General features: G+C 30.6%; 13 protein-coding genes. 12 read left to right on the forward strand and 1 reads right to left on the reverse strand.

The window, feature by feature from the left end:
* Position 1 precedes the first annotated feature (1 nt).
* From WHA43_RS03385 to WHA43_RS03395, 3 genes are read left to right on the forward strand one after another with little or no spacing between them, the layout of a single operon-like run.
* A complete protein-coding gene (locus tag WHA43_RS03385) occupies positions 2–697 on the forward strand; it encodes a Rossmann-like and DUF2520 domain-containing protein (protein ID WP_105045735.1) in 696 nt (231 codons plus the stop codon).
* Positions 687–1,211 (forward strand): KdsC family phosphatase, encoded by a 525-nt coding sequence (locus WHA43_RS03390; protein WP_105045736.1) that lies wholly within the window; start codon positions 687–689, stop codon positions 1,209–1,211. The genes WHA43_RS03385 and WHA43_RS03390 overlap by 11 nt, the downstream gene beginning before the upstream one ends.
* Positions 1,212–1,217: 6 nt before the next feature.
* Positions 1,218–1,643 (forward strand): DUF2147 domain-containing protein, encoded by a 426-nt coding sequence (locus WHA43_RS03395; RefSeq protein ID WP_105045737.1) that lies wholly within the window; start codon positions 1,218–1,220, stop codon positions 1,641–1,643.
* A gap of 324 nt (positions 1,644–1,967) precedes the next feature.
* On the opposite strand, the gene WHA43_RS03400 is transcribed toward WHA43_RS03395, so the two are convergent.
* Complete coding sequence (locus tag WHA43_RS03400; protein ID WP_105045738.1) at positions 1,968–4,670, reverse strand: phosphoenolpyruvate carboxylase; 2,703 nt, start codon at positions 4,668–4,670, stop codon at positions 1,968–1,970.
* A 363-nt stretch (positions 4,671–5,033) separates the two neighbouring features.
* Between WHA43_RS03400 and WHA43_RS03405 the strand changes: the two genes are divergently transcribed.
* The 9 genes from WHA43_RS03405 to WHA43_RS03445 all read left to right on the forward strand — a co-directional run bounded on the left by WHA43_RS03405 (position 5,034) and on the right by WHA43_RS03445 (position 15,307).
* Positions 5,034–7,280, forward strand: coding sequence for a tetratricopeptide repeat-containing sensor histidine kinase (locus tag WHA43_RS03405; protein ID WP_170039507.1), 2,247 nt, complete (start codon positions 5,034–5,036; stop codon positions 7,278–7,280).
* Positions 7,281–7,387: 107 nt separating this feature from the next.
* Complete coding sequence (locus tag WHA43_RS03410) at positions 7,388–7,906, forward strand: hypothetical protein (RefSeq protein WP_146104894.1); 519 nt, start codon at positions 7,388–7,390, stop codon at positions 7,904–7,906.
* A 39-nt stretch (positions 7,907–7,945) separates the two neighbouring features.
* A complete protein-coding gene (locus WHA43_RS03415; RefSeq protein WP_105045741.1) occupies positions 7,946–8,626 on the forward strand; it encodes a response regulator transcription factor in 681 nt (226 codons plus the stop codon).
* Positions 8,627–8,741: 115 nt separating this feature from the next.
* Positions 8,742–10,487 (forward strand): hypothetical protein, encoded by a 1,746-nt coding sequence (locus tag WHA43_RS03420; RefSeq protein ID WP_146104895.1) that lies wholly within the window; start codon positions 8,742–8,744, stop codon positions 10,485–10,487.
* Positions 10,488–10,801: 314 nt separating this feature from the next.
* Complete coding sequence (locus WHA43_RS03425; RefSeq protein ID WP_105045743.1) at positions 10,802–13,138, forward strand: transglycosylase domain-containing protein; 2,337 nt, start codon at positions 10,802–10,804, stop codon at positions 13,136–13,138.
* A gap of 180 nt (positions 13,139–13,318) precedes the next feature.
* Positions 13,319–13,657, forward strand: coding sequence for a TM2 domain-containing protein (locus WHA43_RS03430; protein ID WP_105047272.1), 339 nt, complete (start codon positions 13,319–13,321; stop codon positions 13,655–13,657).
* Positions 13,657–14,073 carry a DUF2752 domain-containing protein gene (locus tag WHA43_RS03435; RefSeq protein WP_105045744.1) on the forward strand — a complete coding sequence of 139 codons (417 nt, stop codon included), beginning with the start codon at positions 13,657–13,659 and terminating at the stop codon, positions 14,071–14,073. The genes WHA43_RS03430 and WHA43_RS03435 overlap by 1 nt, the downstream gene beginning before the upstream one ends.
* Positions 14,070–14,501: a DUF4870 domain-containing protein gene (locus WHA43_RS03440; RefSeq protein ID WP_105045745.1), complete on the forward strand. Its 432-nt coding sequence runs from the start codon at positions 14,070–14,072 to the stop codon at positions 14,499–14,501. Before WHA43_RS03435 ends, WHA43_RS03440 begins: the two co-directional genes overlap by 4 nt.
* Positions 14,498–15,307, forward strand: coding sequence for a M48 family metallopeptidase (locus WHA43_RS03445; RefSeq protein WP_105045746.1), 810 nt, complete (start codon positions 14,498–14,500; stop codon positions 15,305–15,307). Before WHA43_RS03440 ends, WHA43_RS03445 begins: the two co-directional genes overlap by 4 nt.
* Positions 15,308–15,310: the final 3 nt, after the last annotated feature.

Below are 15,310 nucleotides of genomic sequence, written 5' to 3' on the forward strand. Positions count from 1 at the left end.
CATGATTTCAATTCTGATTGTTGGAAAAGGTAATGTGGGCACTCAATTGTATGAGGCTTTTAAAAGCATTGAAACACTGAATGTTCAATTGATTTCTTCAAGAGATTTGAATGCTATTCCAAAATCTGATGTTACTATTATAGCTGTTTCTGATGATGCAGTTGCAACAGTTTCCTCACAAATTTCAACTGATTTCGTGGTTCATACTTCAGGAAGTGTGCCTTTATCAGGCTTAAAAAACAACACTCGAAAAGGTGTTTTTTATCCCTTACAAACCTTTAGCAAAGATAAAAAAGTAGATTATACACAAGTTCCTTTTTGTATAGAGGCCACTACTGAAAGTGATGTAAAATTACTCGAAACATTAGCTGGTTTTTTAAGTAAAAAAATATATCATATAAGTTCTGAACAGCGCAAAGCAATACATGTAGCTGCCGTTTTTGCGAACAATTTTACCAATCATTTGTATAAAATTGCTCATGATATTTGCGATACACATCAAATTCCTTTTGAAATATTGCATCCATTAATCAATGAAACTGCTGACAAAATTAAAGTGTTACCTCCTGCCCTAGCTCAAACAGGACCTGCTATAAGAAAGGATGCTGCAACCATAAAAAATCATTTATTTTTGTTGACAGAAAAACAACAAGAAATTTATACAATCTTAACAAAATCGATACAAAATGACGCTTAGTTACAAACAATTATTGGCAAACATCACCACGTTTATTTTTGATGTAGATGGCGTATTGACTAATGGAATGCTAACCATTATGCCAGATGGCGAATTGTTACGTCACATGAATGTGAAAGACGGATATGCCATGAAAACAGCTTTAAACAGTGGATATCGGATTTGCATTATTTCTGGTGGTACTAATGAAGGTGTTCGCAAACGTTTGAAAGTTTTAGGGATTGAAGACATTTATTTAGGTGCACATAATAAAATTGTGCAATACCAAGAATTGGTAAAAAAATACGATTTGAAACCTGAAAATATATTGTATATGGGAGATGATTTACCCGATATTCCAGTAATGCAATTGGTGGGATTGCCCTGTGCACCCAATGATGCAGCACCTGAAGTACAAAAAATTGCCCAATATGTTTCATATCAAAAAGGTGGTGAAGGCTGTGTGCGTGATATTATTGAACAAACCATGCGTGTACAACAAAAATGGAATACCTATTTCGATGCTCAAATCTAATTAATTATGAAAAAAATTCTTTTAACGACATTCTTTTTAATTGCCGCTTTCAGTATACAATCTCAAACAATTTTTGGAAAATGGCATTCTACCAATGAAGAAACAGGCGAAGTTGATTCTGTGATTGAAGTATATGAAAAAAATGGCAAAGCCTTTGCAAAAGTTGTAGAAATCAAAAATCCGAAGCGTAAAAATGCTGTCTGTGATTTGTGTACGGGCGAAAATAAAAACAAACCCATTTTAGGATTGAACATCTTAACTGGATTGGAAAAAGACGGTGAAGAATGGTCAGGAGGTAAAATCTTAGATCCAAGAAATGGTAAAGTATACAAATGCTACATCAAACTTGAAACCGAAAACAAGTTGAAAATCAGAGGATATATCGGATTTTCTTTGATTGGAAAAACAGCCTTTTGGACGAGAGCTTTATAATTATTTAGGTACAATAACATTGATATTTCTTATAGAAGATACAAATGATTATTGTACTTTATTAGAAAATCATGCCTTTTCGAATACTAAAAATGGTTTGTATTTCTTAAGGTCTATGACTTTATAAATTTCAAAAAAAAACAAAAGATTTGGTGTTTAGACTATTTACGAGCACAACTGAAATCACATTAGTGAGCATTTGCAAACTCGCAGGTATACTAATACCTAGCATTTGTGTTATTTTTTAATAAAAAATGCTGTAAATATAAATTTGCCAATCAAACAAACCGTTCCAAAATCAAAAGATTGAAAAGAAAATTAGTATCAACCTGTATTTTTTAAACCACTAGATAACGAGTTTATAATGCTTAATAATTGTGTAAGCATCTTTTCTTTTTCAGGACTGTTGTCATCAATTAGTGCCCTCCACTCTTTCAAATATTTAATGTGCAGTCTGTTTAAAATTTGTAGTTTGTGATCTCTCCAAGTTAAATTATCATATTGTCCTTGTCTTCTAGTAGCTGCATTTTCACCAAAAAGTTCGGCAATTAAGCTAAGTCCATGATGATGATCTGTCAAAATTTTATCCATAAAAATGGTTCTTTGTGCAGTATTATCATCTAAAGCTGCATACATCTTCATCATTTCAACATTCGAAAGAATCAAATTGGTTTCTGTTTGAATCATTAAAAATTTAAAGAATGTCCAATCATTAATGGTCGATTTTAATGCTTCAAATTCAGCCGGTTTTTCCGCCTTTAATTGTTTGAGAGCTCCTCCCAAACCGTACCAACCTGTCAAAGTAATTCTAGAAAGATTCCAACTAAAAACCCAAGGAATTGCTCTTAAATCGTTCAATGTTCTTGTGCCAGTTCTTCTTGCGGGTCTTGAACCAATTTTACTTTTTTCTAACACATCTATGCAAGTAACCTTTCCATAAAAATCTATAAAACCAGGTGTATCAATAAAATCTCGGTAATGTTCAAATGATTTTTTGGCAAGATATTCTATAGTTTCCATTGGAAATTTGCTTTCATTTTCTATCAAAGAATTTTCGATACTCTTTTTAGCAACTCCAGAAGCCAAGGCATTTAAATTATAGGTTGCCGTTAACGGATTGCCAAAAAGTTGTGCAATCGTTTCACCTTGAACCGTAATTTTGATGGTATTATTTACTGTATTCGCAGGCATACTTTCTAAAAAACGATGGTATTTTCCTCCTCCTCTACTAATTGTTCCTCCAGCTCCATGAAAAAAGTACATTTCAGTGTTGTTTTCTCTTCCAATTGCAGCTAGTTTTTTTTCAGCTTTAAACAAATTCCATTTACTTGCTATAGTTCCTCCATCTTTATTGCTATCACTATAACCCAACATCACTTCTTGAATATTATTGACTAAGCTTGCACGTTTCTTAGTAATAGGATGTTGTAAAAATTGAGACAAAATTTCAGAACCATTTTCTAAATCCTCAATTGTTTCTAACAATGGCACTACTTTAATATTGGTGTTTAGCAATTGTGTTTCGCGCATTAACAAGTACACCACTAGCAAGTCACTTACATTACGCGTCATACTTACAATGAACGACCCAATTCCTTCTGAACCAAAAAGATTGATATGATTTCTAATGACTCTGTAACAATCCAACACATTATCAGCTTCTGTTCCGTAAGAAACAGTTATATCAGTAATTGGAGCATTGTTTTCTAACAAAGAATTTAAAAAATCAACTCTTTTTTGCTCATTCCAGTTTTCAAAATCAGTGTCTTTTTCACCATTTGCTTTTAAAATCTGAGAAATTGCTTTATCGTGAAAAGCACTATTTTGTCTAATATCTAACGTTGCTAAATGAAATCCGAAGCAATGAACAGCTCTTTCTATGGGAAAAAGCAAATCTTCTGATAATCCTTTATAGCCATTTTCATTGAGAATTGTTCTTAAAAATCTCAAATCATCTGCTAAATTTTTGCTTGATTTATAGTGTGCATTGGCATCTGTATTTTTGCCGCAAATAGTATTTTCTAATTGAACTAGTAGCAAGCTAACAAACTGTCTCCAAGGTTCATACGGATTTCTTTGAATGGCTTTTTGACCTTCGTCACCCAAAGCAATAGCTTTTTTATGAATAGCTTCTGATAACAAAAAAGGCACAGGATTGCTGATCGCAGAAACAGACAGTTTACTTGCCAAAGTAGTAATGTATGTTTTTAGCAATGAAAGGGCGTTTTTTCGATGTAACAACAAGGTTTCTTGCGTAATTGTTGGAGTTACAAAAGGGTGCCCATCTCTATCTCCTCCAACCCAACTTCCGAATTTGATTTTTGGAAAGTTATCAGGATTTTTTATTTTAATAGGATTCAACCCCATTTCAATCCAAGAACCTTTGAGCTGTTGATCGCTTTTTTTCAAAACATTCGGAAACACTTTTCTCAAATAATGAATGGTATTGGCTCTCTCATCTCTAATGGTTGGTTTTTCTAAATAAATTTCACCTGTTCTCCACCATCTTTCAAGTAAATGAATGATTCTTTCTTTGATATCATTTTGTTCAATTTTACTAAAAGCAGTGTTTTCTCTTTGTACCAATAACAAATACAATTCACGATGAATTTCAATGACAGTAACCCTTTTAGCTTCTGTTGGATGCGCTGTCAACACAGGAATCACAGTTGTTTTTGCAATTGCTTCAAGCATTTTATCTTCGTGAATTCCGTTATCTTTCCATTGTTGAAAAGCTTCACCCCAAGAACCTCTAATGGCTGAGATTTTTTCTTCATTTTCCATTTTTCTTCGGTATTGCGTTGCCGCATTTTCTTCTACCAAAGTCATTAATTGAAAATAAATACTTAATGATTGTATCAATTTTTCAACGGAAATTTGTTCGTTTTCAATGATCGAAAAATCTTCGGGATTGCTTTCTATTAGTTGGATAATTTCAGTTTCATTAATTCTTGACAACATTTCAATATAACAATTGATGATAAAATGCCTGTCATTGGTAATTTTTTGGTAAGGATGATTGTTCATAGTCTTTTATTGAAGTATTCAGTTTATCAATTGATAATGAATTATTCGTTTATAGTACAAGTTTACTCATAAAATGAAAGCTTTCAAAATGTTTTTTGTGAAAATAGTGTCGCACTTTGAGCGATACTTTTTTTGCATTTTAATTTAAAAGAATTAAAGTAATCAAAAAAAATTGGTTGATGTAAAACTGAAGTAAGTTCAAAAAAAATAAATTAGATATTCATTTCATATCATTTTTTTTTGTTCCTTAGGTTTTTATTTAACAACTTGAATTGCTATTCTTTAAAAAAGAAATAAATGAGAAATGAATGCCTTTTAAATTACAAAAAACACCCTTTTTATAAGTCACAATTAATCCTTTTTTTGGGACTAATTATTATTTTTTTATTTGGAATAAATCCATGTATTGCGCAAGAAACTAATTTAGAAACTTTAAAATCATCGCTTTCTAAGAGTAAATCAATCACCGAAAAAGTTGATTTGCAAAACGAAATTGCTTTTTTATTGTATCGAAAAGATTCTGCAAGCACTTTTCAATATCTAAATGAAGCTTATAAATCAGCTAAAAAAATCAATTATGAAAAAGGTGTTTTGACTTCCTTAAAAATCAAAGCTGGTTATTTTATTTTTAAAAACAAAGGTAATCAAGCCATTGTTGCTTTAGAAGAATCAAAAAAAATCTTGTTAAACAACAAAGACGAACTGCAGCTTGCGGATGTTTATAGAGAATTAGGACAAGCAAAAAGCACCATTAGCAAATACAAAGAGGCAATTGAAGATGTAAAGCGTGCTGAAAAGATTTTTATAGCTTATAAAAATGACTCTGGATTAGAAAAAACCTACGAAACATTGGGACTTAATTATGCGGAATTGGGAGATTACGAAACTGCAGTTTCTTTTTTATTTAAATCTTTGGCAATCAAAGAAAAAATAGGAGTCAAAGATGGAATGGCAAGTATCTATAATAACATAGGCAGGCAATTATACAATCAAAGAAATTATGAGGAAGCTATTAAATATTATGATAAAAGTGCTGCTTACAGCAAAGCAGCAGGTGATGAAAAAACCTATGGAATTACGTTGGTAAATAGTGCAAATATTCTTATTTCTCAGAAAAATTATCTTGAAGGAGAAAAGCGTTTGCTTTCAGCTATTGAGAGTTTTGAAAAATTGAAATTTGATAGAGGTGTTCAAACTTGTTACAATAATTTGGGAGCTATTTTTTTGAGGGATGAAAAATATCAAAAAGGAATTGATTATCTTAAAAAAGCACTTATCATAGCCAACAAAAATCAAAATAAACAAGGTGTTCCTCTTATTTTACACAATATTGGTTACGGATATCGTGGTTTAAAAAACTATGAAGAAGCATTAAAATGGTATGAAGAAGCTGAAAAAGTTGCCACAGAAAACACTGCTGATGCTTATACTTTTACGGAGATTTACAAATATAGAGCCGTTTTAGATTCTACCAGAGGAAAATTTGAAAGTGCCTATTTGTACAAATCAAAATATCAAAAACTGTATGAAAAAATGTTGAATGACAAAAGCATTACTGCAGTTAACGAACTAAAAACCAAATATGAAACTCAGAAAAAAGAGAATGAAATATTAAACTTGAGCAAGCAAAACGCTCAAAAAAACTTATTGATTGTAGCTCAAAAATTTGAGTTATCTGAATCTAAATTAAAATCGGCAAAAGATAGTTTATTATTATTTTCACAAAGTAAAGAACTATTAGAAAGCAAATTAGATGCCTCAGTTAAAGAAGAAAAAATTAACAATCTTTCGAAAATTGCACTACAAAAAGAAGTGGCTTTACAAAAAGAAAAGTTAGCAGTTCAATCTAAAAACAGTACCATTTTATTGATTTCTAGTGGAAGTTTGTTGATGTTTTTAATTGGATTTGGATTGTTTCGTAAAAAGAAACTTGAGCAAAAAGCGTTGTTATTGGCAGAGCAACACAAACAAAGAGAATTGCTCACACAAGCAGTTATTGAAGCAGAAGAAACAGAACGCAAACGCATTGCAGCTGATTTGCATGATGGAGTTGGACAATTGTTTAGCGCTGTAAAAATGAATTTAAATGGCTTATTAGATCGCATAGAAATCAAAAAAGAAGAAGATCAATTTTTGGCCGAAAAAACGATGGCATTGGTTGATGAAAGCTGCAAAGAAGTGCGCGTAATTAGCCATAAAATGATGCCTAATTTTTTATTAAAATCAGGAATTGCTGCAGACATCAAAAGTTTTATTGAAAAAATAGACGAAAACTCGCTCAAAATTTCTTTTGAAAGTATCGGTTTTAAAGATCAATTGGAGTTTAACGAAGAAATTATCTTATACAGAATCATCCAAGAATTGGTAAATAATGTAATTAAACATGCTAAAGCCAATGAATTAAAAATTGTTTTAGAAAAAAATGCGCAACAAATTTTAGTTAAAATTAGCGATAACGGAATTGGTTTCAATTACCAAAAAGCCTTAGAAAAAGGAGGTTTAGGATTAAAAAATATGCAGGTTCGTATAGAGTATTTAAAAGGTAATATTCATTTTTCTGAGCTAAAACCTCATGGAACAGAAGTTGAAATTAACATTCCAATCCTATAAATATACTACATATGTATTATTGAATTCGTTTTAGTAATTGAGTTGTTTTGTGGTGTAAATAATTACAAAAATCAAAAACAAATTATTAATTATTAAAACTACCCAAAATGAAAAATGTATTAAAAATTACAGTATTTGCAATCATGACAGTATTCATGGTGAATTGTTCATCAAATGACGATGAAAGTTTAGGAGGAAATATTCCGTCTAACGGATGGAGAATTGGCTCAACCAATTATACAACATATTTATCTATGAGAAATATTGCTGGCGCTAACACTTTAGGTGCTTTTGACAAAATACCAGGTGATGGCACAAATACAGTTGCTGTCATATTCAATAATACTGCAGGTATTTCAGCAGGAACTTATAAAATTGTTACAACAGGTAATCAATCAGATTTATTAGCTGATGAAATTATGATTGGTACAAATATCAACTATAATAATTCAACTGGTCATTATGAAAAAGAATTTGTTCCAGTAATTGGTCAAAATGTAAGTGCAACAGTAACCATAACAGGTGGAAAAGTGAAAGTTGTAATTCCTGAAATAAATATTGTTTCTTTACCAATCTCTGCAAGCTCAACAACAAACACTTTTGCAGGTACCATTATAGAGCAATAAAAATAGTCAATCAAAGATTTAGAACGTTTCTTTAAAAAAATGAAAAAAATTCCAATCGCAATTGTTGATGACAAAAGACTTCTTAGAAATACTTTGTCAGAACAACTTCAGTACAATCAACCTATAGAGGTTTTGTTTACTGCCGAAAATGGAATTGACTTTCTAAAACAAATGGAGAAACGTTCTAAAAATTTACATCCTTTAGTGGTTTTGATGGATATTGAAATGCCAGAAATGGATGGATTGGAAACTGTTTTGATATCCAAAGAAATTTATCCAGACATTCAATTTTTAATGTTGACAGCTTTTAGTGAAGATGAAAAAATTTTTGAAGCTGTAAAAGCAGGTGCAAGCGGGTATTTATTAAAAGATGAAAAAATATCAAAAATTGTAACTTCTATTTTCGAATTGCTTAATGAAGGTACAGTGCCAATGTCGCCAATAGTTGCCAAAAAAACATTAGAAATGCTACGTATTTCAGAAAAACCAACACCAAAAATTTCAGATTCAAACCAAGAAACGATTGATTATTTATCCAGCAGAGAAATGGAAATTTTACAAGAAATCGTCTTAGGTTTGAATTACAAAGAAATTGCAGATAAACTATTTATAAGTCCGCATACAGTTCGTAAACACATTGCAAATATTTATGACAAATTGCATGTATCAAACAAAACTGCAGCTATCAAAATTGCCATGAAAAAGAAATGGTTTAACTAAAATCTCCTCACTAATTCTCATTTTTTTTAACTAAAAAAAATCGCTTATTTCTATAAGCTTAGAAATTCTTTGCCTTCTAAAAAAAACTCACACAATTTTAAAAAAAATACTACGTATGAAAACAATACAATTAATGCTGATTTTATTTGTATCAGCAATCACCTTAAAAGCCCAAAACAACATCAAAGAAAGTAATGTATTTTCTATGGATGGAAATGTTGAAACAATGCGAGTTGCTCCAGGAGGAATGCTTCTTGTAGGAACTTCGGACGGATTAACAGTCATTGAAGCTCATAATAAAAATGTAGTTTTTCAATACAAATCATTGGGAAAAATAAAACCTGAAGAATTAACATTGCTAGAAAATCTTCCTTATGTAGTGTTAACAAGAGGTTACTCAAAAGTAATTTTAAGTTATTTTACAGGAAAAGAGGTTTTCAATTCTTCAAAAGATGGATGGGGTAGCGTTTTTATGGTACGCCCAGATTACACCAATCAAAAAATCTACATGCTTGGTGGCACTGCAAAAGGATATTCATTAGGCGTTTTCGATATGGAAACACTTAAAAATGAAAATACCGTAAGTTTTACTGACAAAAAAACAATGGGTGCTTATATTGATGTCACAAAATATTATGAATCTAATGGCAAATTATTTGTAAGAACTGAAAAAGGAATTGTTTGTGTTGATAAGAATAACTTTACAATTGATTGGGTGTATGATGATTTAGACAAAGCAACTCCTTACATTTCGGTAATTGCTGATAGTGAAAAAGGATTGTTTTTTGTAACAGAAAGTGATGGAAAAAAATCATTATTACACAAAATTGATGGTTCAGGAAAAAGAACAACCAAAAAACCAGAAAAATTAGAAGCAATTCCACAAGCACTTTCAATCACATCAAAAGGACTTTTAGTGCAAATGTTTGATGGAAAAGATTCATTTTTTCAGATGTACGATTTGAAAACTAGCGAAAATAAATGGGAAAAACCGGTGGATATTAGAGGTGGAATTTTTATAGCTCAACCTACTGAAACCAATTTATATTATGCTTCTCATAATGGTTTGATGAATTCTTTAGATTTAACAACTGGTAAAACTCAATTAAAAAAAGAAATCAAGACAGGACCCGTTTTTAAAAATGTCGTGTTGTTAGAGAATGATTTGATTTTTTATATCACAAGTACTGATATGGGAATTGCCAATTTTAAAACAGGAGAGTTTGCAAAAGATCCAACAAAATTTAAAAAAGCGACCAATTTAATTTCTTCGTACGATACCAAAAACGACAGATTTGTGGTTAGTTCAGGGACAGAACTATTTTTTATTAAAAATGACGGAAGCAGCATAAAAGTAATGGATATCGATTTTAAAGAAAATGAAACTCCTACAAAAATTGAGTTTAGAGATAACGGAATTTTATTGGGAGCAAAACAAAATAATTTGTTGGTTTCTTATGATGGAAAACTAATTTATGAATCGTATTTGAAAGCTCCTGGTCAAAGTTTATTAGGTAAAATTGCAATGGGAGCAGTAACTGCAGCTTTAATGAGTCAAAGTGTTAACCAAAATATGGCTAAAAATTATAAAGATGCAAGATATAGTGCTAATGCAGCTACTGGTATGTTAGGTGAAATGAATAAAAGATTTAGTGCAACAAAAGAAAGTAGAAATTATTTATACATCTTAACAAAATTAGAGGATGGTGTTGGTTTGGTAAAATTGAACAAAGAGGATGGTAAAAAAGTATCAGAACTTGTCTTGAAAGATAAAAAACCTGAATATGAAGTAGATGATGATTTTGGAATCTTGTATTTTAAAAATAGTAAAAAGCAAATCACTACATTCGACTTAAGATAATTGGGTAGCTTAAGTGAAAAGGAAATAGCCGTCAATTTGATGGCTATTTTTTTGTCATATTAATTTTTAAAAAGGATTTTTTGTAATTGTTTTTTTTAAAATTATCCAATTGATTTCATTTTTTAATGTAGCAAACAATAAAACTGAAAATTAAAATATTATTTATTTAACTGTATTTCATTTAGTTAACATTTTTTTTACTATTTTTTGAATATGTTTACAGCATTCGAATATTTTATATCTTCGATTGCGATTAGAACAACGATTTAAGAATCTAAATTTTCAAATTTCAAAACAGCCATTTACAATTCAATATGAATTTACAGCTCATCAATTTAAAAACCTTTTTTAAAGAAAAAATAAATTTTATTATAAAAAATCCTTTTAAATCAGCTCTTTATGGATTTTTATCAATCATTTTTTTATTGACATTTATTTTTATACTCACCTATTTGGGTGCTTTTGGAAAAATTCCTAAAGAAGCTGAATTGAAAAATTTAAAAAATCCTATTACATCAACTTTATATAGCAGTCAAAAGACGGTTTTAGCAACCTATTTTTTACAAAACAGATCAAATATCGATAGCACTGAATTGAATAATTATTTAATTGATGCGCTCGTTGCTACAGAAGATGTTCGATTTTACGAACACAAAGGGATTGATTATAAGAGTTATGCTCGTGTAATTATCAAATCGTTATTGTTGCAACAAGGCAAAGGTGGAGGAAGTACCATTACGCAACAAATCGCTAAAAATATTTTTGGTCGTAAAAAACAATATGTTTTATCGACTTTGATTAATAAAATGCGTGAGGTTATCATTGCCAGAAGATTAGAAAGTGTTTATACTAAAAATGAATTATTAGTATTGTATTTCAATACAGTTTCATTTGGTGAAAATTTATATGGTATAGAAAAAGCGTCACAACGATTTTTTAACAGAACTCCTAAAAAACTCTCTTTAGCTGAGTGTGCCACTTTAGTTGGTGTATTGAAAGCGCCTTCCTTTTACAATCCAAGAACACAACCAGAAAGATCAGAAAACAGACGAAATGTTGTTTTAAATCAAATGGTTAAATATGGTTATATTACTGAAAAAGAAGCTGAAAAACAAAAAAAACCTTTGAAATTACGTTATGTTCCGCCAGCAAAAATTTCATCGATTGCAAACTATTATAAAGAATTTGTAAAAAGCGAATTCAATGCTTGGGCAGAAAAAAATCCGACTAAAGAAGGTCATATTTATGATTTAGAATTAGATGGTTTAAAAATTTACACCACCATCAATCCTAGCGTTCAAACCTATGCTGAAAATGCTATGAAAAGAAACATGGACAGACTTCAAAATTTAATGGATTTGTATTGGACAAGTGCCACAACTCAAGGAGGTAAAGAGGCGTTTATCAAAAAACTCATCAATAATCATTCAGAGGTAAAAGCTTTGAGAGCAGCTAACAAATCAGAAGCTGAAATACAGCAATTTGTTTCTAATAAAAAATTAAGAAAATACTGGGAAATTGGTGAGGGTTATCAAAATAAAATACAATCGCTTCAAGATTCTATCATCAGTGCAATCAACAGATTACATACAGGAATTTTAGTTATGAATAGTAGAAATGGTGCTATTTTAGGCTATTTAGGAGGCATTGATTACGGATTTTCACAATATGATCAAATCCAAAATAAAAAACAAGTAGGCTCTACTTTTAAACCCATCACTTATTTAGCAGGTTTGGAAAGTGGAATTGATCCTTGCGATTTTTTTGATAATCAACCAATTACTTATAAAAAATATGACAATTGGAAACCAAGAAATGCGAATGGAAGTTATGGAGGAAGTTTTAGTACATATGGTGCTTTGGCAAATTCTGTAAATACAGCATCTGTAGCAATTCAGTTGAGAGCTGGCACAAATAGAGTTTTAGAACAAGCCAGAAAAATGGGAATTGAAGCTAAAATTCCGAAAGTCCCTTCCATTGTATTAGGCACTGCAGACATCAGTTTGTATGAAATGGTAAAAGCTTACGCATCAATATCTAATGGAGGAAATCAAGTAAATCCTTATATTATTGATAGAATTGAAGATCATAATGGTGTTGTTTTATACAAAGCAACTCCAAAATACAATGGCAGAGTAGCGAGCTATAATAGTATTAAAAATTTACAAAAAATGATGGAATTTGCAACCACAAATGGTACTGGAGCAAGTATTCAAAACTATCAAATTCCGTATAATATTATTGGAAAAACAGGCACAACACAAAACAATGGTGATGGTTGGTTTATTGGTTGTTCACCTGAAATTGTCATAGGAGCTTGGGTTGGTACTTTAGATAAAAGAGTACAATTTAATAGCACTCGTGTTGGTTCAGGAGCAAGTACTGCATTGCCAATGGTGGCAAGTATTTTTAAAAGTATGAGTAGTTGGAGAAATCCAATATTGACCAATTTTACATACGATTTCAAATATTTTCCTTGTCCGCCATTTAGTGAATTTTCTTCGGAAGAATCAAATGCAACGTTTAAAAATGATAGCACCTATTTAAAATCGCTGTTGCTTAGAGATTCAATTCTAGAAGTTGAGAGATTAAGAAAATTGGATAGCATTCAACAATTAGATAGTTTGAATATCAATAAGATTATTGAGTGATTGTTTTAAAAAAATCATACCTATAAATTTTACAAACTCTAAAAATCAATTATTTAAATGAAATTTTGAATTTTATTTCTAATTTTTAGGATTTTATAAAAAACAATTAAAATATTGTCATGTTTTTCAAATAGAATTTGTATAATTGACAAACAAAAAACTATAAAAAACAAATCTATAATGGAAGCACAAAAAGTAGACATGTTCATCATGAGTAATGGAAAATATTTTGAAAGTCATCATGTAAATTCAATCAGAAATAGTTTGATTGCTGCTGATGATTCTAAATGGCCTATGTTATCAGTTACTCAGTTTAATGATCCTTCAACAATATTGATTGTTTCAATTTTTGCAGGGCAATTGGGTATTGATCGTTTTATGATTGGTGATACAGGTCTTGGTGTTGGAAAATTATTGACTTGTGGTGGTTTAGGAATTTGGGCAATTATTGATTGGTTTATGATTCAATCTGCTACAAGAGAAAAAAATATGGAAAAAATCCAACGAATTTTAGCATAATGTCACTGACCAGCAACAAGTTGTATGTGCTAATTACTACAGCATGTATTGTTGGTTATGTTTGGTTGTTTTTTCATATTTCAGCAAATTATACTGATTTTAGTAATGTTAAAGTCTGTTTGGTTAAAGAAGTCACAGGCATACCTTGTCCGTCTTGTGGTACTACAAGAGGTGTAATTTCGTTAACAAAAGGCCATTTTTTGGAAGCGATTCAAACAAATCCTTTCAGTATTTTGGTTGCAATGATCATGATTTTTGCTCCAATTTGGATTGGTTTTGATATAATAACCAAAAAAAGAACCCTTTTTTATAATTATCAAAAAGTGGAAAAACAGCTAATAAAACCTAAAATTGCCATTATTTTAATTGTACTTGTGCTATTAAACTGGATTTGGAACATTGCAAAAGGCTTATGATACACATCAAAAAATTTAGTTACGAACCTGGAGATCACGAAGCTGAAAAAGCTTCTAACAGTTATTTAATGTCATTAATTGCCATTATTTCAGGATTGCCTTTACCAATTATAAATTTAATTGCCACTTTCATTTTTTATGTTGGAAATAGAAAATCAACCTATTTTGTTCGTTGGCATTGCACACAAGCATTGGTATCGCAAGTTTCTATGCTATTTATCAATAGTGTAGCTTTTTGGTGGACAATCGGAATTATTTTTGGAGAAGAAACATTGACAAATAATTATTTTGGCTATATGTTTACGGCCTTTATTTTTAATTTCACGGAGTTTATCGCAACAATTTACACTGCAATCAAAGCACGAAAAGGAGTTCATGTAGAATGGTGGTTGTATGGCCCATTAACAAATTTAATTTGCAAACCATGACAGAAAAAACACTCACGCAATTACTAATCACTGTATTGTTATTTTTTGCGACTTTGTTTGCTTTGCAACAGGTTGATTGGATTTCGCTCTTTAAAGTTGAACAAATTACTGATAAAACAGAAGAGAAATTAGGAGACCTTTTATGGGAATCTTTTAAAGCCTCAAATACTGAAAATAAAGATGTTTTTTTAACAAAATCGTTAGATAGTATTGTAACAAGAATTAGTGATGCGAATGAATTTGACAAAGATTTTTTCAAAGTCCATGTTTTAAATTCTGATGAGGTTAATGCATTTGCATTGCCTAATGGACATTTGGTTATTTACTCAGGATTGATTGCAGATATTGAGCATCAAGATGAATTGGTAGGTGTGATTGGTCATGAAATGGCACACATTCAGATGCAACATGTTATGAAAAAGTTGATCAAAGAGATTGGTTTTTCGGTTTTGATTTCAATAACAACAGGAAGTGCTGGAGGAGAGATTGTAAAACAAGCTGCAAAAACACTTTCATCATCTGCTTTTGATAGAAGTTTAGAAAAAGAAGCTGATATAAAATCAGTAGATTATTTGACAAATGCCAATGTAAATCCTGCTCCTTTTGCTGATTTTTTATACAGATTGTCTTTGGCTGACAGTCAATTACCATCCATTGTTTCTTGGATTAGTACGCATCCTGACTCTAAAGAGAGAGCAGCATATATCATTGAATATAGCAAAGATAAAAAGACAGATTTTATGCCTATTCTTTCTGAAAAAACTTGGAAAAAAATACAAGAAAATTTATCATTTAATGTTGAATAATTT

The organism is Polaribacter gangjinensis (assembly GCF_038024125.1).
Taxonomy (GTDB): domain Bacteria; phylum Bacteroidota; class Bacteroidia; order Flavobacteriales; family Flavobacteriaceae; genus Polaribacter; species Polaribacter gangjinensis.